This window comes from Paenalicyclobacillus ferrooxydans (genome assembly GCF_001399675.1).
Classification (GTDB): domain Bacteria; phylum Bacillota; class Bacilli; order Alicyclobacillales; family Alicyclobacillaceae; genus Alicyclobacillus_B; species Alicyclobacillus_B ferrooxydans.
Genome location: NZ_LJCO01000008.1, coordinates 233688 through 252699, shown reverse-complemented (window position 1 = coordinate 252699; position 19012 = coordinate 233688). Strand labels below are relative to the sequence as shown.

The following is a 19012-nucleotide window of genomic DNA, read 5'->3' as shown; positions in this document are numbered from 1 at the left end:
CTACAAAACTGACTTGCCCGAGCTCACGACACCTGGCGTTCCGGATAAACCTTGACACCGTCTGTACGGACATGTGTCTGGAAGATTTCCAGTAGACGCAGGGTATGCACGCCGGGGACTCCGTCACCGATTGTTCGCCCGTCGACCCTGATGACGGGGATAAGCTCTGCTGCAGTGCCTGTCAAAAAGACTTCATCCGCAACATAAACGTCGTGTCTTGTGAACGGTTGCTCATGCACTACATAGCCCATATCGCGGGCGAACTCCATCACGGCGTTGCGCGTGATTCCTTCGAGAGCGCCAAGATAGCTCGGCGGTGTCCACAACTCCCCATCACGAACGATAAACACGTTGTCGCCGGACCCTTCTGCAACATAACCTTCTGTATTCAGGGTCAATGCTTCCCCAGCACCTGCTAGACTTGCTTCTATCTTAATCAAAATATTGTTTAAATAGTTCAAAGATTTCAGTTTCGGGTTCAAAATATCAGATCGGTTTCTGCGCGTCGCCACCGTTACGATTTCCATGCCGCGCTCGTAAAACTCTTTCGGGAACAGCGCAAGTTGTTCCGCAATCACGATGACCTGAGGAGTCTTGCAAGTAAACGGGTCAAGTCCCAGATTGCCGGGTCCGCGTGAAACAACGAGGCGAATGTAGGCATCCTCGAGCTCGTTTCTACGAACGGTATCCGCGACAATCTCTGCCATCTCCTGTTGCGTGTATGGAATGGTCAACAACATAGCCTTCGCTGAGTCGTAGAGTCGACGAATGTGTTCATCAAGTCGAAAGATATTTCCGTCGTACGCCCGAATCCCTTCAAAGATGCCATCCCCATACAAGAAGCCGTGGTCGTAGACGGAAACTTTGGCATCTTCTTTGCCTACGTACTCACCATTCATAAAAATCCACTGTGTCATGATGGCACCCCCAGAACTGAATATTCTAACTTCATTGGTGAACTAAAATGGTCCGACTCGAGGCCAGAATCGCCAACTGCAATGCCAAAGCGAACCCCTATTCGGAAACTTCAGTCACCATATGGTTTGTGGAGATTTTATAGCCCTTAGTGGTGCATGTCAACGCTATCGGACGTCCGTTTGGTTCATGTAAACGCTTCCTTATAATATAGGTAAACGCTTACTTGCTTGCGGTGATTGGAAATATTCAGATTTTATTTTTTTTTGTATATTTCTTGTCTTTCATTGAAAAAGTACGCAGAGGTTCTCCCACTATCAATAAATCCTGCCAGACAGGCAAAATAGGCGGAAAATTCGTTGACAGGCAGATCAGTTACAGGGAATAATAACGAAATAGTCAAAGAGTATGTAACAATTTCGTTCAGCTAATTTAGTGCACCCAATTTCGTATAACGCGTTCGCCTCATGCTTCGGTGCGCGTCCAGGAGGAGATGGCTCATGCAAACGTGGCAGGGATTACTGCAGGGATATCGGGACTGGCTCCCAATCACGGAGAAGACACCAAACCTCACCCTGTGTGAAGGAAATACACCTCTCATCTATTCAGACCGATTGAGTGATCGCGTTGGTGCGAACGTTTATTTTAAATACGAGGGTCTAAATCCTACGGGTTCCTTTAAAGACCGAGGTATGGTGCTTGCTGTAGCAAAAGCCTTGGAGGAAGGGTCAAAGGCTGTCATCTGTGCATCCACAGGGAACACGTCCGCGTCTGCGGCGGCGTATGCAGCCCGGTCTGGCATCCCGTCATTGATTGTCATTCCGCATGGATATGTCGCACTTGGCAAGTTGGCACAGGCGCTGATTTACGGTGCACGTGTTCTCGCCATTCGCGGTAACTTTGACCAGGCACTCGAATTTGTTCGCCGTTCCGCTGAACATCTTCCCGTCACCGTCGTCAACTCTATCAACCCGTACCGTCTGGAGGGGCAACAAACCGCTGCGTTTGAAATCTGCGATGCGCTTTCGGAAGCTCCAGACAGGTTGTGTATCCCTGTCGGAAATGCCGGCAATATCAGCGCCTATTGGAAGGGTTTTAAAGCCTATTACAGCAAGCAAAAGACTTCCTCTCTGCCAAAAATGTGCGGATTTGAAGCAGAAGGTGCCGCAGCACTCGTCAAGGGCCAGGCCATCCCCCACCCTGAAACCTTTGCCACCGCCATCCGCATTGGTAATCCCGCGTCTGCCCATCTCGCCATGCAGGCCGTAAACGAATCGGGAGGTACGATTGACTTTGTCACCGATGACGAAATCAGGTCTGCTTATCAGTTGATTGCGTCAGAGGGTGTGTTTGCAGAGCCTGCCTCTGCGGCGTCTGTGGCCGGATTGCTGAAGCTCCATGAAGGCGGTCGAATCAGCCGGGATGAGACGATTGTCTGTGTTCTGACTGGCAACGGACTCAAAGACCCCGACAGCGCAGTCAAGACCTCCGCAGTGGAACCACTCGTGATTGACGCCGATGAAGCGCAAGTCACAATGGCATTGGAGCGAATGCTATGAGTTCAAAGCAATACCAGTTCTCCGTTCAAGTCCCTGCCACATCAGCAAACCTCGGCCCAGGTTTCGACAGCATGGGCATCGCATTTGGACGCGTGAACGATATGGTTCTCACCACGGGAAGGCCATTTCAAGTCGAGATCACTGGCGAATCAGCCACGATGCTGCCAACGGACAAAACCAACGTGGTTATTCAGGCTATTTTCCGTGTGTTCAAGGAAGTCGGTGTAACCGAGGTACCTGAATTCCACCTCGCTCTGGATAACCATATCCCTGTGGCAGGCGGACTCGGTTCAAGCGCTTCAGCCATCGTTGGCGGGCTCTTGCTCGGCAACCAATTGCTTACCACGTTCCATCCCACCCTTGCTTTGTCGTCACATGCGTTGCTAGAGCTCGCGATTGACATGGAAGGCCATCCTGACAACGTGACCCCCGCGATGTACGGTGGTGCCTGGTTGTGCATCACAGACGCCGGAAATACACGGACATTTCGTCTTCCAGTCCCAGCTGCTCTGTCCTTTGCCGTTGCGATTCCGAATTTTCCGTTACCGACAGAAGCCGCGCGACGGGTATTACCGGATGTGGTGCCACGTGGAGATGCCGCCTACAACGCAGCCCAGGCCGCCCGCCTGGTCCTGGCGCTTTCAACTGGCCACCTCGAATTGCTGCGGGGTGGTTTCCAGGATCGATTGCATGAGCCCTATCGCAAAACACTCATCCCGGGATATGACGATGTGCGCAGAGCTGCCATTCGATCTGGCGCACTCACCGTTACGTTGAGCGGTGCAGGCCCGTCGATGGTCGCTTGGTGTGAAAGTGAATCCGAGGCTACACAGGCTGCTGATGAAATGACTTTAGCCTGGCGAATGTACAACGTGGAGTGCATCACAGATGTGTTCACGGTCTATCTGGATACCCCAACGGTACGCACTACAGCGTTGTGACAGGAAACTGGATTGCCCAGAATAAAAGTTGAGAAGGAGGCAGGACACTTGACATTACTCATCGGACTCTTAGGCTGCGGCACGGTTGGGAGCGGCGTCGTTGAATTGGTGGAACGGCGCGCAGACAAAATTGCCCAAATGACAGGACTCAGACCCTCTATTGCAAAAATCCTGGTTCGTAACAAAGAGAAGGCCCGGCCAAGCAGCATTGACCCAGCGAAGCTGACGACAGACCCCAAGGACATTCTCGACGATCCGAAGATCAGCTTGGTCATTGAGACGATAGGCGGCATTGAGCCTGCCCGCGAATTCATTCTGGCTGCTCTGAAGGCGGGCAAACATGTTGTAACGGCCAACAAAGACCTGATTGCGCTTCACGGACCCGAGATCCTTGAGACCGCCGAACGCAATCAGGTGGATATCCTGTATGAGGCTGCGGTCGGCGGGGCAATTCCGCTCGTACGCCCCCTGAAGGAATCCTTGGCGAGCAGCGATATTACAGACCTAAAAGGAATTATCAATGGCACGACCAACTATATTCTCTCCAAGATGACGGATGCGGGCCTCAGCTTTGACGAGGCGCTCAGCGAAGCACAGCGCCTCGGTTACGCTGAAAGCGACCCTTCCAGTGACGTGGATGGACTCGATGCAGCACGCAAGCTCGCCATCTTGTCTTCCATCGCGTTCGCGTCCATCGTTGAACTTTCCGACGTACGGGTGCAGGGAATTCGAAACGTCACGGCTGCTGACGTGCGGTTTGCAGATCAACTTGGGTACGTCATCAAACTGCTCGCGGTAGGCAAAGACCGGGATGGCCGGCTAAGCCTCGAGGTCCGTCCCTCGCTGGTGCCCAAATCTCATCCACTTGCACACGTCTCTGAGTCGTACAATGCACTGTACGTACGAGGTGATGCCGCCGGAGATCTGATGTTCTTCGGACAAGGTGCAGGGTCGATGCCAACCGCAAGTGCCGTCGTCGGCGACGTTATTGAGGCCCTTCGAAACATTCAACTCGGTGTCAGTGGACACAGTCAAAATCTCATCGGGACACAGAAAACTGCCGAAGCATCGAAAGACTTGACGCCTTATTACATGAGGCTGTCTGCCGAGGACCAACCAGGCGTGTTCGCAGAGATTGCAAAAGTTTTCGGCGAGACCGAGGTCAGTATGAGCAATGTGCTGCAGACGCCAACAAGACTCGGTCACGCGGACATCGTCGTCGTAACACACAATGCATCAGCCCAGCACATGGATATCACGGTGAAACGGCTCCAAGAGTTGCGCCACGTAAGTGTGATTCACACCGTGATGCCTGTCGAGTCGTGAGCTGCATCCGGACAGCAAGTTGAGGGCTTGTCTTCGTAGCGCGATCCCCCCTGACTTGTCCGTGGGCACCGACCCCGGCTGTACAACATAAATGGGAGCGTTGGAATCATCTCCAACGCTCCCCTTTGAATTTGTTACCAAAACCAAAAAGCAAAGAAAAAAATCCAAGCGAAAGCCAGCCACCACCACCACCAGCCGCCGCCCCATGCACCGTAGCCAGGATATCCCCAGCGAGCTCCAGGCGCTGCGCCAGCTCCTGGTCCATAGCCTGGTCCGTATCCGCCAAAGGCCGGCGTCACGTCACCAGAGATCCGGTAGTTGTGTTTGGTGAGTGCTGTATTTAATCGTTCGGCATCATTTTGAGCCCCGTTCACTGAACCATACGCTAGGCTTATCGGCGCGTATTCTTTCGGTACTTTCACCAATACAGCGCGCTGGTTCACCTGTTCAACAATCCCCCGATGATATCCCCATGGTGTGCGAAATTGCACCCATTGGCCAACTGCGTTCTCAACATTTGAGCGTGTCGACAATGTCATTCCCTCCTCTCTGACCATAAACCGAGCGGCAGCAACAGGAGGAGGGGCTGCCGCTCGTGGTCATTGCATTTCGCGATGGACGGTGCTTCGATTATCGGCATCTGCCTGACAATCAGTACCCCGCGCCAGCGCCATAGCCCGGCACCAGCAGGAAGAACAGGACGAAGATAATCAAGAATACAACCGCCCATCGGGTGTATCCGCCGAATACTCCGTACATCCTTCATTCCTCCTTTCCAACCGAGATAGTACACTTTATACGCAAAAGCCGGACAGGGGCACGATATCAGCCCGAGTCCGGCTCAAAAAGCGGCTCTTGTCTCGACAAATCTACGTATTTTGGTTGCGCTGCTCATTCCGTTGCAGTGGTCATCCGGTTGCAGTGGTCATCCGGTTGCCTTGCTCATTCCGTTACAGTGGTCATCTCTGTCCTCAAATGGAGAGCTCACGCCGCCACTGCTGAAGAAAACCGTGCATAAAATCGGTGCGTTCGCGAGCCATGTTACGTGCAGTTTCGGTGTGCATGCCCTCGGCCAATCGCAACAGTTTGGTGTAAAAATGGTCGATCCCATAAGACTTGTCGTCAGGCGTGCGGTGCTCACAGAACGGATCGCCCGCTTGGTAAAATGGTGTCCCCATTTCAACGCAGGTTGCGAACGTTCTGGCGATCCCGATAGCCCCAAGTGCATCAAGCCGGTCCGCATCCTGTACGATCCGGCCTTCCAGGGTGTCTGGAACAACACCCTTCGAAAAGGAATGGTCGCGAATACATGTAAGTACGAGCGGCATGTCCTTCTCTGGGAAACCTGCGGATTCAAGCACTTCCCTGGCCCTAAGCGCGCACATATCCCCTGAACGCTTGCTGTCCGGGTGTCCCTTCGGATACGAAAACAGTTCATGGAGTATGACCGCCGGAAGAACAATCTCTTCACGACCACCCTCTTGGATCAATATAGCCCTGGCGTTTTGCACAACGCGCTCCACGTGAAGGATATCATGTGCCGGATCAGTTGAAGAGGCGGCTCTCGCCGCCTCCAAATAGACCTCATAAGTCATGTGTTCAACACCTTTGTCATCTATGAGTTCTGACGGTTGTATGCACACCTCAAACGCCATTGCTGAATTCCCTTCAACAGCGTGTGCGCGCCTTCTTTCGAAATCGGGATCAAAATGGTCCCGCTCTGTGCCGATTTCAAGGCGACAACGCGGATGTCCAAGTACTTCCCAAAAGTTGAACAAGGAGACAACTCAGCCACACTCTCAAGTTGAGACACTGGGACAGAAGTTGTTTGGCCTTGGCACTGGACCACTAGATTGTCCTCTTCACAGCCTACACACGTATCACCTTCGGTGAAGATGTTTGTCATTCCGGACCCTCCAAAGAAGCCAGCGCTTTCCGACAGTGGGTACTCGGTTCTGATCCGACTCACAGCTCCCGTCCTTTGGACCTGTGATCCCCATTTTGTCATCGCATCCTCCATTATATTCTGGCCATGTCCGGCTTCAACATTCGATTGACACCGTGTAATCGCTTACTTCGCAGACCACACCCAGTTTTCATCGCCATGCAAATTCCCTCGCTGTTTTTCGTGGCGAGAGTGGATTTCAGCGTGCAGTCTAGCTAGATGTCCTCCCGAACCCGCGACAAACTGCATCTACTGTAACCAGAGGTTAATTTTCAAGCAGCGCAGCTGCGACGCGGCTGATTCAAGGCTGTGTTGGACAGGCGTGCCAGGAAGGAGTCGTGTTATGCAAGTTCTGCAAAACCGCAACCTCGCAACGTTGCTTATTGCGGTGCTCGGCGCTGTAAAACTGATTTTGCAGGCGTTTGGCATCGATATTATCACGAGCCAACAGATTGATGCGATTGCAAACGGCGTTGCGGCACTGATTACAGTGGCCGGTGTCATCATGACGCACCTGAAGAAAAGTGCTGGTGCTAGTACTGGTGCTGGTGCTCAACAGACCGGTGCAAACACGAGCCAGAGCGCGCCGACAATCACTCATTCTGAGCGTTCTGAAAGTGAATCAAGTCGAGGTGCACCTAGTGCCGTCTCCACTGTCTCCACTGCATCCGACTCGTCAGTGTAGAATTTTCCCTGTCTCCACCACATCCGAGTCGTCAGTGTGGAATTAGCCTGCCTCCACCGTGTCGGACTTGTGAATGTAGAATCTGCCAGTCTCCATTGTTCAGATTCATCCGTGTCGAAATCCCATGTCGCATGGATAACAAAATCCCCTGGTTAGTCAGTACAAAGACCAAACCAGGGGATTTTCACGTCTCAGATCATCGCGACTTTTGCATCAGATGCGGACTTCTGTGACTCTGCAACATCCTGTCTCATTTGCTGTACCAGGTACCCGCCACTCAAGTTATACACATGCGGCAACCCTAGCCGCAGAAGAATCTGTGTCGCGAAGTAACTACGCTGACCGCTGCGACAATAGACAACCCAGTGTTTATTGGTGTCGAGTTCGGTGAACCTGTCTCGTAGTTCATCAAGCGGAATATGAACAGCGCCCGGAAGCATCCCGGCTTCAACCTCATCCGGCCGTCTTACGTCTAAAATACCCACGTTGTCAAACGGCAGGTCCTCTACAACTTGAACCGTCCGAACGGTTCCATACTGAACGTTTTCCGCTGCCATTGCAGCCATAATGACCGGGTCTTTGGCTGAGGAAAATGGCGGCGCATAGGCCAAGTCCAGAGCAGCAATCTGTGAGACCGTCATGCGAGCAGCAATCGCTGTAGCGAGCACGTCGATCCGCTTATCCACCCCTTCTCGTCCCGCAATTTCGGCTCCGAGCAGGCGCCCTGTGGATGTTTCTACGATCAGCTTGATGGTCATGTCCTTCGCCCCAGGATAGTATCCTGCGTGATGACCCGCAGTCGTGAACGAAACAAAGAAGTTCAGACCGAGGGACTTGGCTGTTCTCTCTGAAAATCCTGTTGTCGCAAGTGTTGCACGACCAACGCGCACAATGGATGTGCCTTGTGCACCATCGAATGTCTCTTTACCACCCGACACATTGATGCCAATCACACGCCCCTGCTTGTTTGCCGGGCCAGCCAGCGGGATCCACCGTCGAACGCCATCCACAAGGTGAACAATCTCCGCCAGGTCTCCGCCACTGTAAATGTCCGGATCGCTCGTCTGTAGATATTCGTTGATCACGAGTGCGCCCGCGACACCGAGCTCAAGACCTGCATCCTTCGCCAAACCGGTTTCTGGCCGGACGCCGATGCCAAGTAAGAAAATGTCTGCTTCAAGCCTCAGGCCGCTCTCAAGATTCACAGCTGTTGCCTTGTCCACGCCATCGAACCCCGAAATGCCATCTCCGAGAATCACATGAACACCCATCCGGTTCAACTCGCGTAAAGCAGCAGCTGTCATCTCAGCATCGAAAGGTGGCAGTACCTGCGGTGCTTTTTCAACCAATGTGACCTCAATGCCGAGTTTCACAAGGTTTTCAACGGTCTCTAAGCCAATGAAACCTGCGCCGATGACAACCGCTCGCTTGACCAATTGCTGGCTGACCCAAGACTTAATTTGGTCTGCATCAGGCACTGAACGAAGGTTAAAAATACCTGACAATTGGATGCCCGGAAGCGGCGGCACAATCGGCTTCGCCCCCATGGCAAGAACCAGCTTGTCGTATGGTTCATCGTAGGTTTCACCGGACTCAACCTTTCGGACAGTAATCGTTTTGTCCGAGCGGTTGATTGAAACCACCTCCTGCAAAACACGTACATCAATGTTGAAGCGGCTTTTCAGTGATTCTGGAGTATTTAAAAGCAGTGCCCCGCGGTCGGATATCTCATTTCCTACATAATAAGGCAAACCGCAATTTGCAAATGACACATAAGGACCTCGTTCAATCAAGACGATTTCTGAGCCTTCGTCCATCCGTCTAGCCTTCGCGGCTGCTCCGGCTCCAAGGGCTACACCGCCGACAATTACGATTTTTTTGCCTGATTGTTTGTCATCCATTTTCAATACCTCCTCGTAATCAAATGTAGACGTCTCTACAAATTCTCACGAGGTTGTAATGGACCAATTCATATAGTCTCAATATACCATACGGGGTATATATGATGTCCGTTAGGGAAAATTATAGAAAGATAATCAAGCCAATTATTTAAGAATGAAAGAGGGAATCTGGTTTTCTGAACGGACCATAAACCCCATGGGGGTAATTGCAGTAGGAGATAGAGCTATTGAGGTCGCTGGGTGGCTCTGGAATGGTGATTCGGGGCTTCGATTCTGAGACATCCTTGGCCATCCGTTGCGGGACATCCCTGGCCAGTATGGGTAACGAACAAAACTTCCCTTAACGCTTGGATTCCTAGATATCGCTTGCAATCAAGGTACAAACTTTCCCTTATGACGTGTTTCTGCCGCATTCTGGGTAGTGTCAGCCCAAACAACGAACATCCGGTTCGTTGTTTTAGAGGTCTCTTACCCAAAAACCCACATTAGCGTACAAATTTTCCTCTGTGTATACCCACGGATGCAGATCATCTCAGGGCGCGCCCATCCGCCCATCCCCGCAAGGCACTTGTCCTCTCTTGAATATGGAAAGCAAGGCGCGCTTGAGCGGGCCTTGCTACATGAAACTAATGAGCTAGGACAATGTATTGGTCGGGATTGGGTCGAACGATCTGTCCTTGTAATCCTGCTGCACCGACGTACTCTAACAACTCATCACTTGAGATTCGAATCTCGACTGGCGGTCCCATCTCCATCTGCTTCTTTTCCCATTCAATCAGGAGCATCTTCCCGCCTGGTCTGAGTACTCGCCGAAACTCACTCAGTGTCTGCTTCAAATCATCAACTTCGTGAAGCACCAATGAACACAGGACTCCGTCGACGCTGTGGTCCGGCAGTGCAATCTGTTCCGCGTTCGACAGGACGTTCTCCACATTCGTTACGTTTGCTTCCTGAACACGTTCAGTGAGGACATTCAACATCTCCGAAGACACATCCAAGGCATAGACTTTGCCTGTCGTCCGCTTCGCCAAGGGGATTGTAAAATACCCTGGCCCACAGCCGACATCAGCAAAATTTGCGTCACCGGGTGTTCCAAACAACCCTAAAATCTCATCCGGAGGCAACGCTTTTCGTCGCTCCGGGCTCTCTAACTTATGAAGGTGTTTCGGATTAAACCGATGACTCAAAAGAATCCCTCCTCAACTGCTCAAACACTTAACGACTCTTCATGAACAGGGCAATCGCTTCCTTAAGCACTTCATCCGTCATACCGCCGTCAGGCTTTTGCATCTCGTCCCGAAGGCACCTCTCCATATTCTGGCCAATTACATATAGCGTTACCCTGTCGAGTGCAGAACGTATCGCTGACAACTGCGTGACGACGTCCTGGCACATCTTCTCTTGTTCCATCATGTTCAATACACCGCGAACTTGTCCTTCGATACGCCGCAGGCGATGTTTTGCTGAATCATCGTATTCCATACTCTCTCCCCCTCGAAATCGAGTGGACCCGTTTGTTTAACCCTGCACCTGAAATGAAAAATTACTCCATTTACACTGTCTCACAGTAAAATCAACCTTATCCAGCATAAAGACATTCTGTCGATTACGCCACCACACATACCGTATGGGGTATATTATCTTCCGACAGTCAACAACTGTCAAGCCTGATCTCACGCCTGTGGCGGAGCCTCTCTGTACCACTCAAGTGACGTTTCGTTACAATGAGGAGAGATGCCACGAAGGAGCTAGAACGACAGATGTCCAGTTTGACACGAAGAACGAAAATGGCTTTGGTCTTTGCCGTTATATCATCTCTAGTCCTCGGTTTCTGCCTGTGGTTGTACGGGAAACATGAAGCCCCTGCCAGTGTCGGCGACATGGCTCCGAATATTACTGCTGTCACAACCTCAGGTAATGCGTTTGCCCTCAATAGTCTGCGCGGCCAAACCGTGGTGCTTGATTTCTTTACGCCTTGGTGTGCTCCTTGTATCCAAGAAACGCCGGACCTGATTCACTTCACAAAAAAATATGAAGGAAAAGTGCATGTGGTGCTCATCGATCGCGGTGACGGCGCAGGTTTTGTCCGCGACTATGTCCAGCAATACCATACCCCGTCTTTCATGACCGTTCTCATCAACCCGAATGATAACTGGTCTTTGCAATACGGAGTCACGGGCCAGCCGGAGACCTTTTTTATTACACCCTCAGGCAAAATTGTACGCCATACTGTCGGACCACTGACAGAACAATCTCTGGCTCAGTACGCTGCTGACGCTGGTATGAAAACAGACTGATCGCGGTCTTAAGGGACTATCCTACTTCCCTGGCGTGATCCCGTGGTCCGAGTCCGACTTCCCTGACGTGATCCCATGGTCCGAGTCCGACTTCCCGTGCGGGTGAACTCCCATGGTCCAAGTCCGCCTCCCCTGGCGGATCGACTCCCCTCGTAAAGTCCAGCTTCCGTGACGCGTCGTCCCGCTGGTCTAAGCGAGGCCTCCCCTGTCTCCGGTCTTCCGCGACATGCCAAACATGGTGACATGCCAGACGTTGTGACATGCCAGACACTGCGACATACCAGACGTTGCGACACGCCAAACATGGTGACATGCCAGACGTTGTGACATGCCAAACATCCGATGCTAACATGGGACATAGATGATTCAGACGAAGGTGATTCATTAGCAGGTGATTCATTAGTTGTCGTGGAGGGATTTACATGAACGTTGTCGTACTTGGTGCAGGAGCGGTAGGTGGATATTTTGGTGGAAAGTTGGCGGCGGTAGGGGTTCCCGTCACGTTTTTAGTGCGTGAACGAAGGTATGAACAATTGTCAGCACACGGGCTTGTCGTTGAAAGTAGACACGGTAACTTTACGGTGGCACCGCAACTTGCCCTGTCCGCGAGCGAAATTGACCATCCGGACATCGTGATCGTGGCTCTAAAAAACTACCATCTGGAGGGTGCCCTTCCTCAGATTCGTGCGCTGGTGGACAAAGGAGCTCTGGTTCTTCCCCTCCTGAACGGCGTCTCCCACATTGACACACTTGTTCACCATTTCGGTGCCAACTCCGTAGTAGGGGGAGCATGTTACATAGAAGCGACCTTGGATACCGAAGGACATGTCGTTCACACCAGCCCGATGCATGATATTATCTTCGGTACACTGTCTGGCAAGAACCACCCGCTGCTCTCGGAGCTGGAAGCTGCCTTCCAAGCCTGCGGGGTTCCTGCACGGCAGAGCAGTTCTATCTTGATTGAGATGTGGCAAAAATTCATCTTCCTGACTTCGTTCAGCGGCATTACTGCAGCCACTCGGAAGCCGATTGGAGATGTCCTCAGCGATCCGGTCACACGCCCGTTTCTTAACGACCTGGTTCGCGAGATTGAGTCCGTTGCCAAAGCCGCTGTCAACCTTTCGGAGAATGCATTTGAGCAAGTGATGAATAAACTCAGCAGCGTTTCCCCATCGATGACGTCTTCTCTGCACCGCGACCTCGAAAAAGGGCTACCCCTCGAGATTGACAGCTTGCAGGGGGCTGTCCTGGCACTCGCAGAGCGGCATGGAATCTCTGTCCCCTCTGTACGGTCAGTCTACGCAGTGCTGCACCCGTCAAAGGACGGCAGTCGGTCATAATCGTATCTGCGCGTACTCCCTAGTGACCTCTTGGTACATCACCCACACTGACACAAAGAAGCGGCAAGTCAAACACGGTGACTTGCCGCTTCTTTACTTGCAGCTTGTTTATACGAGCGATAGACACATCTGCCTTGATCGAGATCGGCGCTCCCTGTCAAAAGCAGTTAGAGCAGTTAGACGGAACTGCCCTTACTCAACACTCTTATATGCATGAATGACATCCGAGCTTCCGATAACCCCGACGGGTATATCTTGTCGACAAACGAGCAGGTACGTTACGTGGTGAAGGTTCATTTGCGACAAGGCATCCGCTAACGTGGCCCGCTCCTGTATTCGATGCACAGTTTTCGGCAGCAAGTCCGACACGACAGCACTGTTTCGGTGGTCATTCAGCGCCTCCAACACCTGTGCTCGAGCAACGGAACCGAGGAGCAACCCTTTTTCTGTACGCACCAACGCAAACCATTCTCCCGTTTCCGCAAACCGTTCCCATGCCTGATCAACAGTCATATTGCTGCGCAGGGTCAATCTCTCTTTGGCGACAGCTTCGCCGACGTAGACAGCCTTCATTCTGTCAGGGTGACGCAGCCGGGCGATGTCAAGCCCACGTCGAACAAGTTTCAGCGTATAGATGGAGTCTTTGGAGAGAGTACCGGCGATTGTGGCAGCCAATACAGATGAGATCATCAGCGGCAGGATAATGCTGTAATCCCCCGTCATCTCAAACAACATCATGATGGACGTAACCGGCGCTTGCGCACTGCCTGCAAAAACGCCTGCCATGGCCATTGCGGCCATTGCCCCGGGACTCACGCCTAAGTGGGGGAAAGCCATCGAGATCACAACGCCAATCGCTCCGCCAAGCATAGACCCTTGGTAGAGTCCTGGGGAGAATACACCGCCGGATCCACCGGCCGCGATCGTGACGGAAGTAACAAACAGCTTTAAAAGCAACAAGGCCAAGAGCAATTTGAGACCCATATGATTCGTCAAGGCTTGGTCCACTGAGTTGTATCCGACACCAAAAATCTGTGGAAACCAAATGCCGATAACACCAACGATCAGCCCGCCAAACGCGGCCTTCAGCCAGAATGGCCAATGCCTTGCGTCGAACCAGTCCTCCAGGTAGTAAAGGACCTTGATGTACACGTAGCCCCACACACCGGCCAGAATTCCAATGATGACGTAGATCCAATAAACTGAAAAGTGGCCAACATGATACGTCGGCATGGGGAACGACGGGTGATCACCAAGGTAAATCCGACCAATGGCCGCACTCACCACACAAGAAATCACGATCGCGGTGAAATTCTGCAGTGCGAAACTGCCGAGGATTACTTCGGTTGCGAACATCACGCCGCCAACCGGTGCATTAAAAGTAGCGGCAATTCCAGCCCCCGCTCCGCATGCAACCATCAGTCGCAGATAACGTTCCGGTAAACCGAGGTATTGGCCCAAGGTCGATCCGAATGCCGATCCGATCTGGACAATCGGACCTTCACGCCCAACGGATCCCCCAGAGCCTATTGTCAACGCAGAAGCAACAGCCTTGACAAGGACAACTCGCGGTCGAATGATGCTTCCATGCTCTGCAATAGCGGCCATCACTTCAGGAACGCCATGTCCCTTGGCCTCCGGTGCAAACTTCTTGACGATAAAGCTGACAATCACGAGGCCAATTACTGGCAACAGGAATACGTCTGCCCGACCAATCCAAGACAAGCCACCGGATAAATGAACAAAGAATAAGTTCGTAAACACATCAATCAGCTTCCGAAAGCCCACCGCACCGTAGCCAGCCACAACACCGATCAATACCGCATAGAACAACAGCACAAGCGGCTCCGGCAACAGCCGGGTCAAGCGAGTATGTAGTCCGAGCTTTGGAGAATACCATTTTCGGTCGAGCACTTCGTGTTGCATCGTGTCACTGGCTTCCATAGGCCCCACCCCCATCCACCATCATATGATGAACAGCGGCAAGAGGGCAAAGTACGAATTATAGTGCATATCTGGAGTCAGCTGTCATTTTGCCGGAATATCCGAGACAACAGAGGCTGATGACGGAATTTGCAAAGTAGACAACTTGTTTTCCTGGCAAATGTACCGGACACAAAAATCTCCCGAACAATCTTCCCGCATCGGTAGATGTTGGGGAGAAGTCAGGGAGATGTCAGCGAGATGTTAGGCAGATGTTAGGCAGAACCAAAACCTCCACAGATTCTTTTTACACTGAATCCTATCCTTCCTGTCCCTCCAATGCAGGCCCCCCCACAACAACGACCCAGGGAGTTTCCTGACAAGTGTGCGCTGCATTGCAGGCAGCCTGCAGAAACTGCCGAAGTGCCGACATGCGCACGACACAAACCGTGCCCGCAGTACGGCCAGGGGCCCTCACCCCGTCACCAAGAGGTTGTGACTCCCGCACCTTACTCACACCCCTCACCTTTTCTTTCAGGAGATCACCTTGTGTACTACCTTTTCAAAGCCTATGCTGACATGCCTTCTTTGGCATGGGGCGTTGTCCCTGAAAAGCGGCCCAGGTGTACACAAAAGGGGCTGGTATCCAGGGGATATTTGTGGAGTCCATACCGTCTATGTCGGCATCTGTATACAGCAGGCTTGCTGAATGATTAAGGAGGGAGGATATGGAGCGCAATCTTTACGTAGCTCTCGGTGACTCCGTGACAGCGGGTTACAGTGCAACCCACCCCAGTTTGGGCTTCACCACCCACGTTGCGGAGTTCTGCAGTAAACAGGGCCTGGCAAACCGGACCCTCGTCATCGCGAAGAACGGATGGACGAGCAGAGATATTGGGAATGCAGTGCACACTCTGCCTCCAGCGGTCTGGGAGGCTGCAAACGTGTTGACTCTGATAGCTGGGGGGAACGACTTGCGCAGGCTTCTCAGGCGACAGTATCTCTCACTGTCAGGAGCCCCCATCTCGCCTCAAATGGTTGCCAAACAGCTTGACGAATTCACCGTTTACATGGACCACTTATGCAGCTTTCTAAAGCAAAAGAACATTCCTCACATCATCCTCGCCACCATCTATAACCCCGTACCCCATTTTCCACTCGGCGTAGATGCTATCGAAGGACTCAACCAGGTCACGAGACAGATTGCAGAACATTACAAGTTTGGCCTGATACATGTCTACGAGAGATTTCGAAACAACGAAGCCCTTTATATTGAAGGGTACCGCAACGGCCGTTTTGAGGACCTGGCATCACCATTTCGGCGGCCAATTCATCCAAACAACATGGGCCACCGCGAGATTGCCCATCTGATTAACGAATATCTGTCTGGTGAAGCCATTCCAAAGCCGAAGCCAAAGCACAGGCGTGAGCCAAACAGGCGTCAACTACGCGGTCGTCTGCGTACTAGAAGAAAAGCCTGGTAAAAGACTTCAACGCTTGGAGTGAACGACCACGTGCCTGTACTGACCAGTTATCTGAAATTGATCGAGTATGGGGATTCTTCCGAGGCAAGTACCAGAATCGGGCTGGGGGATATCCCCCCTCTCCTCCACCCACCCACAATGTTCAGGTGGATGGAAGTCAGGCGGATGGGAGCTCGTCGCAAGTCTTGATTAATAAACGGGGGTGGTTGTGCATGTTGTGGTTACGTAGGGAACGAGCAAAATGAACAGAACAAAGATAATCAGGAACACAACTGCCCAACGCGTGTATCCGCCAAAAGTTCCACCGTACATACTGTGCCCCCCCTTCTTGAATCGATTTACAATACTATCCGTCGGCACCTGCCGACAGAGACAGAAGCCCGGTTTGGGGACTCTGAGTTCTTACCACAACAGTCCCCATAGAGCGTAGATAACGAGGAATGAGACAGCCCAGCGACCCCAACCGTAGCCCCAGCCTCCGCCGCCATAACCAGCTCCGTAGCCTCCGTATCCACGTCCATAGCCGCCCCAGGCAAGTGCCAGATCCAGCCGTTGTTCAGCATCGCTGTCAATTGACTCACTGGCAAACTGAACAGGGATGTACTTGCGAGGCGACATCACGACAGCCCGGTTTCCAGAGACCCTTTCAATAATTCCCTCATGGTATCCATATGGACTTTGAAATCGGACATATTGCCCGACAAGACGTTGGCATTCTGCTCTTGAGCACACGACACCCACCTCCTTCGCGAGACCACCTCCACCGCAGTTCGACCCAAGCCTGCCGACCCTGCTCGGTGTCGGCAGTCACTTAGGCTGCTGTTAATGGCCGTCATACGTTCTCGAATGAATGTTGCACGTGAATCTTCAGGCAAATGTTGCATGTGAATGGTGTACGCGAATGTTGCATTTGAATCTTGCATGTGGCACGGGTTAAACGATCTCTTAATAAGCTCCTCCGACACCCGCCCCCCCGCCGTATCCAGAAGCACCTGGAACAAGCAGGAAGAACAGTACGAAGATGATCAGGAAGACAACTGCCCAACGTGTATATCCTCCGAAAGCTCCACCACCGTACATTCGAAACTCCTCCTTTCGGACGACATGCTGCAGAGTATGTTGTGGGACAAGTAGGCTGGGAGGGTGTTCGTCCACTGCCATTCACACATTTCCGTGTGTTTAGACGGGGAATTCTCAACACATGAAAAACCCCCGTCAGACAAGGACGGGGATTTTTCATCAGAGGAACTCAGTTCCGCTAAATCCAGCCGTCATGCTCATCTCGTCTCTACAGCGGAACTCAGTTCCGCTAAATCCAGCCGTCACGCTCATCTCGCTACCACAGAGGAACTCAGTTCCGCTAAATCCAGCCGTCACGCTCATCTCGTCTCTACAGAGGAACTCAGTTCCGCTAAATCCAGCCGTCACGCTCATCTCGCCCCCACAGAGGAACTCAGTTCCGCTAAATCCAGCCGTCACGCTCATCTCGTCTCTACAGCGGAACTCAGTTCCGCTAAATCCAGCCGTCACGCTCATCTCGCTACCACAGAGGAACTCAGTTCCGCTAAATCCAGCCGTCACGCTCATCTCGCTACCACAGAGGAACTCAGTTCCGCTAAATCCAGCCGTCACGCTCATCTCGTCTCTACAGCGGAACTCAGTTCCGTTAAATCCAGCCGTCACGCTCATCTCGTCTCTACAGCGGAACTCAGTTCCGCTAAATCCAGCCGTCACGCTCATCTCGTCTCTACAGCGGAACTCAGTTCCGCTAAATCCAGCCGTCACGCCCATCTCGCCCCAACAGAGGAACTCAGTTCCTTTGTGAGGCTCCCCTGTCGGCCGTCGGAGTACCGTTGGCCTGTTGAAATTCACAAAAAAACAAGAGTGAAAGTTTGTTCTTCGGAAATCCATTTTAAGACGTCTCTCGTAAGATAAAGAGACCGGATCGTGTTTCAGAACGAATGGAAATTTGCGTGTTTCCAGCTGATGCACTTTCCCGACAGCCTGATGAAAAACCCCCGTCAGTCAGGGACGGGGGTTTTTCATGTATGCTCGATACTCGGTTATGTTAGTCTGATTGCAATCCTTTGCAACTTGCTGAAAAAACTCAATCATCTCAGCACACGGGACACGTAAGCAGGATTCATCAAACGATTGTTCTTTCGTCTGCCGAAATCCATCTCCATATCGGATGCGGATTAAAACAGCTTTTTTAGGGGGTTCATCATCAACCGCTTCCGCAATGACGTCGTAGGCATTCAGCCCAGCTGTTCGGATGACATCCATAAGTTTTTCATATGCAGCGTCGTATCGGAACCTTAACGGTGAAGGTTTGTTCACATCATTGTCGGACAACCTATCTCCTCATTTCTACATACGGGTTTCTAAACCAGCCATTTGACCTAATAGATTCTACGACGTCCATAATACAAACCAGGTGCTGGCTGTTGCACCATTACGCGTCTTCGAACACCTCTGCCAGGTGGGAAACCGGGGGCCATTCCCGGGTAGATCGGTGAGACGCGTCCCATCCTGCGTGCGCCTCCAGCAGTTGCGCGATTTTCCTGTGCGGCAATAGAAAATAAAACGATGAGCGGCAATATGCACTGCTGTACCTCTGGTTGCTGCTCCCGAGACGCCGTACCAAGCAGTTCAATCTCGTTGTTCAACAACATTCCCCTCCCAATTTGGAATAA

21 protein-coding genes are annotated in these 19012 nt (G+C 52.1%); 8 read left to right on the top strand and 13 right to left on the bottom strand.

Translation table 11 applies throughout. The annotated features are described in order from the left end of the window. Window positions 1–23: 23 nt before the first annotated feature. On the bottom strand, window positions 24–920 hold the full coding sequence (ilvE, locus tag AN477_RS01275; protein WP_157061751.1) for a branched-chain-amino-acid transaminase: 897 nt from the start codon (window positions 918–920) through the stop codon (window positions 24–26). Window positions 921–1415: 495 nt separating this feature from the next. Between ilvE and thrC the strand changes: the two genes are divergently transcribed. From thrC to AN477_RS01260, 3 genes are read left to right on the top strand one after another with little or no spacing between them, the layout of a single operon-like run. Continuing rightward, window positions 1416–2474 (top strand): threonine synthase, encoded by a 1059-nt coding sequence (gene thrC, locus AN477_RS01270; RefSeq protein ID WP_054967366.1) that lies wholly within the window; start codon window positions 1416–1418, stop codon window positions 2472–2474. After that, on the top strand, window positions 2471–3415 hold the full coding sequence (gene thrB, locus AN477_RS01265) for a homoserine kinase (RefSeq protein ID WP_054967365.1): 945 nt from the start codon (window positions 2471–2473) through the stop codon (window positions 3413–3415). The genes thrC and thrB overlap by 4 nt, the downstream gene beginning before the upstream one ends. 48 nt (window positions 3416–3463) lie before the next feature. Then, window positions 3464–4741: a homoserine dehydrogenase gene (locus tag AN477_RS01260; protein WP_054967364.1), complete on the top strand. Its 1278-nt coding sequence runs from the start codon at window positions 3464–3466 to the stop codon at window positions 4739–4741. A 134-nt stretch (window positions 4742–4875) separates the two neighbouring features. Here the strand turns inward: AN477_RS01260 and AN477_RS01255 are convergent, their stop codons facing one another. The 3 genes from AN477_RS01255 to AN477_RS01245 all read right to left on the bottom strand — a co-directional run bounded on the left by AN477_RS01255 (window position 4876) and on the right by AN477_RS01245 (window position 6647). Then, on the bottom strand, window positions 4876–5274 hold the full coding sequence (locus AN477_RS01255; RefSeq protein ID WP_054967363.1) for a hypothetical protein: 399 nt from the start codon (window positions 5272–5274) through the stop codon (window positions 4876–4878). A gap of 438 nt (window positions 5275–5712) precedes the next feature. Then, window positions 5713–6336, bottom strand: a complete 624-nt coding sequence (locus tag AN477_RS01250) for an HD domain-containing protein (protein WP_054967362.1) — start codon at window positions 6334–6336, stop codon at window positions 5713–5715. A 20-nt stretch (window positions 6337–6356) separates the two neighbouring features. Continuing rightward, window positions 6357–6647 (bottom strand): hypothetical protein, encoded by a 291-nt coding sequence (locus tag AN477_RS01245; protein WP_157061750.1) that lies wholly within the window; start codon window positions 6645–6647, stop codon window positions 6357–6359. A gap of 382 nt (window positions 6648–7029) precedes the next feature. Here AN477_RS01245 and AN477_RS01240 point away from each other — a divergent pair, with 382 nt between their 5' ends. After that, window positions 7030–7371: a hypothetical protein gene (locus AN477_RS01240; protein ID WP_054967360.1), complete on the top strand. Its 342-nt coding sequence runs from the start codon at window positions 7030–7032 to the stop codon at window positions 7369–7371. 191 nt (window positions 7372–7562) lie between these two features. Here the strand turns inward: AN477_RS01240 and AN477_RS01235 are convergent, their stop codons facing one another. The 3 genes from AN477_RS01235 to AN477_RS01225 form a co-directional block, all read right to left on the bottom strand. Further along, window positions 7563–9272, bottom strand: a complete 1710-nt coding sequence (locus tag AN477_RS01235) for an FAD-dependent oxidoreductase (RefSeq protein WP_054967359.1) — start codon at window positions 9270–9272, stop codon at window positions 7563–7565. Between the two features lie 626 nt (window positions 9273–9898). Then, entirely contained in the window at window positions 9899–10459 is a 561-nt protein-coding gene (locus tag AN477_RS01230) for a class I SAM-dependent methyltransferase (RefSeq protein WP_054967358.1), read from the bottom strand. A gap of 28 nt (window positions 10460–10487) precedes the next feature. After that, complete coding sequence (locus AN477_RS01225) at window positions 10488–10754, bottom strand: metal-sensitive transcriptional regulator (protein ID WP_054967357.1); 267 nt, start codon at window positions 10752–10754, stop codon at window positions 10488–10490. Window positions 10755–11032: 278 nt separating this feature from the next. On the opposite strand from AN477_RS01225, the gene AN477_RS01220 reads away from it, so the two are divergent. Then, a complete protein-coding gene (locus AN477_RS01220) occupies window positions 11033–11569 on the top strand; it encodes a TlpA family protein disulfide reductase (RefSeq protein WP_054967356.1) in 537 nt (178 codons plus the stop codon). A gap of 422 nt (window positions 11570–11991) precedes the next feature. Further along, window positions 11992–12909 (top strand): ketopantoate reductase family protein, encoded by a 918-nt coding sequence (locus tag AN477_RS01215; RefSeq protein ID WP_054967355.1) that lies wholly within the window; start codon window positions 11992–11994, stop codon window positions 12907–12909. A 192-nt stretch (window positions 12910–13101) separates the two neighbouring features. On the opposite strand, the gene AN477_RS01210 is transcribed toward AN477_RS01215, so the two are convergent. Beyond that, window positions 13102–14853, bottom strand: a complete 1752-nt coding sequence (locus tag AN477_RS01210; protein WP_054967354.1) for a chloride channel protein — start codon at window positions 14851–14853, stop codon at window positions 13102–13104. Window positions 14854–15560: 707 nt separating this feature from the next. Here AN477_RS01210 and AN477_RS01200 point away from each other — a divergent pair. After that, on the top strand, window positions 15561–16316 hold the full coding sequence (locus tag AN477_RS01200; RefSeq protein ID WP_054967352.1) for an SGNH/GDSL hydrolase family protein: 756 nt from the start codon (window positions 15561–15563) through the stop codon (window positions 16314–16316). Window positions 16317–16505: 189 nt separating this feature from the next. Here the strand turns inward: AN477_RS01200 and AN477_RS25610 are convergent, their stop codons facing one another. The 3 genes from AN477_RS25610 to AN477_RS25605 all read right to left on the bottom strand — a co-directional run bounded on the left by AN477_RS25610 (window position 16506) and on the right by AN477_RS25605 (window position 17396). Next, the gene (locus AN477_RS25610) at window positions 16506–16628 is read right to left on the bottom strand and encodes a hypothetical protein (RefSeq protein ID WP_281176292.1); all 123 of its coding nucleotides are present in this window, start codon (window positions 16626–16628) and stop codon (window positions 16506–16508) included. 90 nt (window positions 16629–16718) lie between these two features. After that, complete coding sequence (locus tag AN477_RS01195) at window positions 16719–17048, bottom strand: hypothetical protein (protein WP_054967351.1); 330 nt, start codon at window positions 17046–17048, stop codon at window positions 16719–16721. Window positions 17049–17261: 213 nt separating this feature from the next. Beyond that, the gene (locus AN477_RS25605; protein WP_281176291.1) at window positions 17262–17396 is read right to left on the bottom strand and encodes a hypothetical protein; all 135 of its coding nucleotides are present in this window, start codon (window positions 17394–17396) and stop codon (window positions 17262–17264) included. Between the two features lie 63 nt (window positions 17397–17459). On the opposite strand from AN477_RS25605, the gene AN477_RS24130 reads away from it, so the two are divergent. Continuing rightward, window positions 17460–18251 carry a hypothetical protein gene (locus tag AN477_RS24130; protein ID WP_157061749.1) on the top strand — a complete coding sequence of 264 codons (792 nt, stop codon included), beginning with the start codon at window positions 17460–17462 and terminating at the stop codon, window positions 18249–18251. Between the two features lie 90 nt (window positions 18252–18341). Here the strand turns inward: AN477_RS24130 and AN477_RS01185 are convergent, their stop codons facing one another. Together AN477_RS01185 and AN477_RS24125 are read right to left on the bottom strand one after the other, a co-directional pair. Next, window positions 18342–18671, bottom strand: coding sequence for a hypothetical protein (locus AN477_RS01185; RefSeq protein ID WP_054967349.1), 330 nt, complete (start codon window positions 18669–18671; stop codon window positions 18342–18344). Between the two features lie 47 nt (window positions 18672–18718). Continuing rightward, complete coding sequence (locus tag AN477_RS24125) at window positions 18719–18985, bottom strand: hypothetical protein (RefSeq protein ID WP_157061748.1); 267 nt, start codon at window positions 18983–18985, stop codon at window positions 18719–18721. Window positions 18986–19012: the final 27 nt, after the last annotated feature.

Coding starts and splice junctions, on each gene's coding strand:
- AN477_RS25605 (WP_281176291.1), bottom strand. CDS start 17,396: ATGTACGGTGGTGGAGCTTTCGGAGGATATACACGTTGGGCAGTTGTC.
- AN477_RS01225 (WP_054967357.1), bottom strand. CDS start 10,754: ATGGAATACGATGATTCAGCAAAACATCGCCTGCGGCGTATCGAAGGA.
- AN477_RS01250 (WP_054967362.1), bottom strand. CDS start 6,336: ATGACTTATGAGGTCTATTTGGAGGCGGCGAGAGCCGCCTCTTCAACT.
- thrB (WP_054967365.1), top strand. CDS start 2,471: ATGAGTTCAAAGCAATACCAGTTCTCCGTTCAAGTCCCTGCCACATCA.
- AN477_RS01240 (WP_054967360.1), top strand. CDS start 7,030: ATGCAAGTTCTGCAAAACCGCAACCTCGCAACGTTGCTTATTGCGGTG.
- AN477_RS01220 (WP_054967356.1), top strand. CDS start 11,033: ATGTCCAGTTTGACACGAAGAACGAAAATGGCTTTGGTCTTTGCCGTT.
- AN477_RS01215 (WP_054967355.1), top strand. CDS start 11,992: ATGAACGTTGTCGTACTTGGTGCAGGAGCGGTAGGTGGATATTTTGGT.
- AN477_RS25610 (WP_281176292.1), bottom strand. CDS start 16,628: ATGTACGGTGGAACTTTTGGCGGATACACGCGTTGGGCAGTTGTGTTC.
- AN477_RS01235 (WP_054967359.1), bottom strand. CDS start 9,272: ATGGATGACAAACAATCAGGCAAAAAAATCGTAATTGTCGGCGGTGTA.
- AN477_RS01245 (WP_157061750.1), bottom strand. CDS start 6,647: ATGACAAACATCTTCACCGAAGGTGATACGTGTGTAGGCTGTGAAGAG.
- AN477_RS01210 (WP_054967354.1), bottom strand. CDS start 14,853: ATGGAAGCCAGTGACACGATGCAACACGAAGTGCTCGACCGAAAATGG.
- AN477_RS01200 (WP_054967352.1), top strand. CDS start 15,561: ATGGAGCGCAATCTTTACGTAGCTCTCGGTGACTCCGTGACAGCGGGT.
- thrC (WP_054967366.1), top strand. CDS start 1,416: ATGCAAACGTGGCAGGGATTACTGCAGGGATATCGGGACTGGCTCCCA.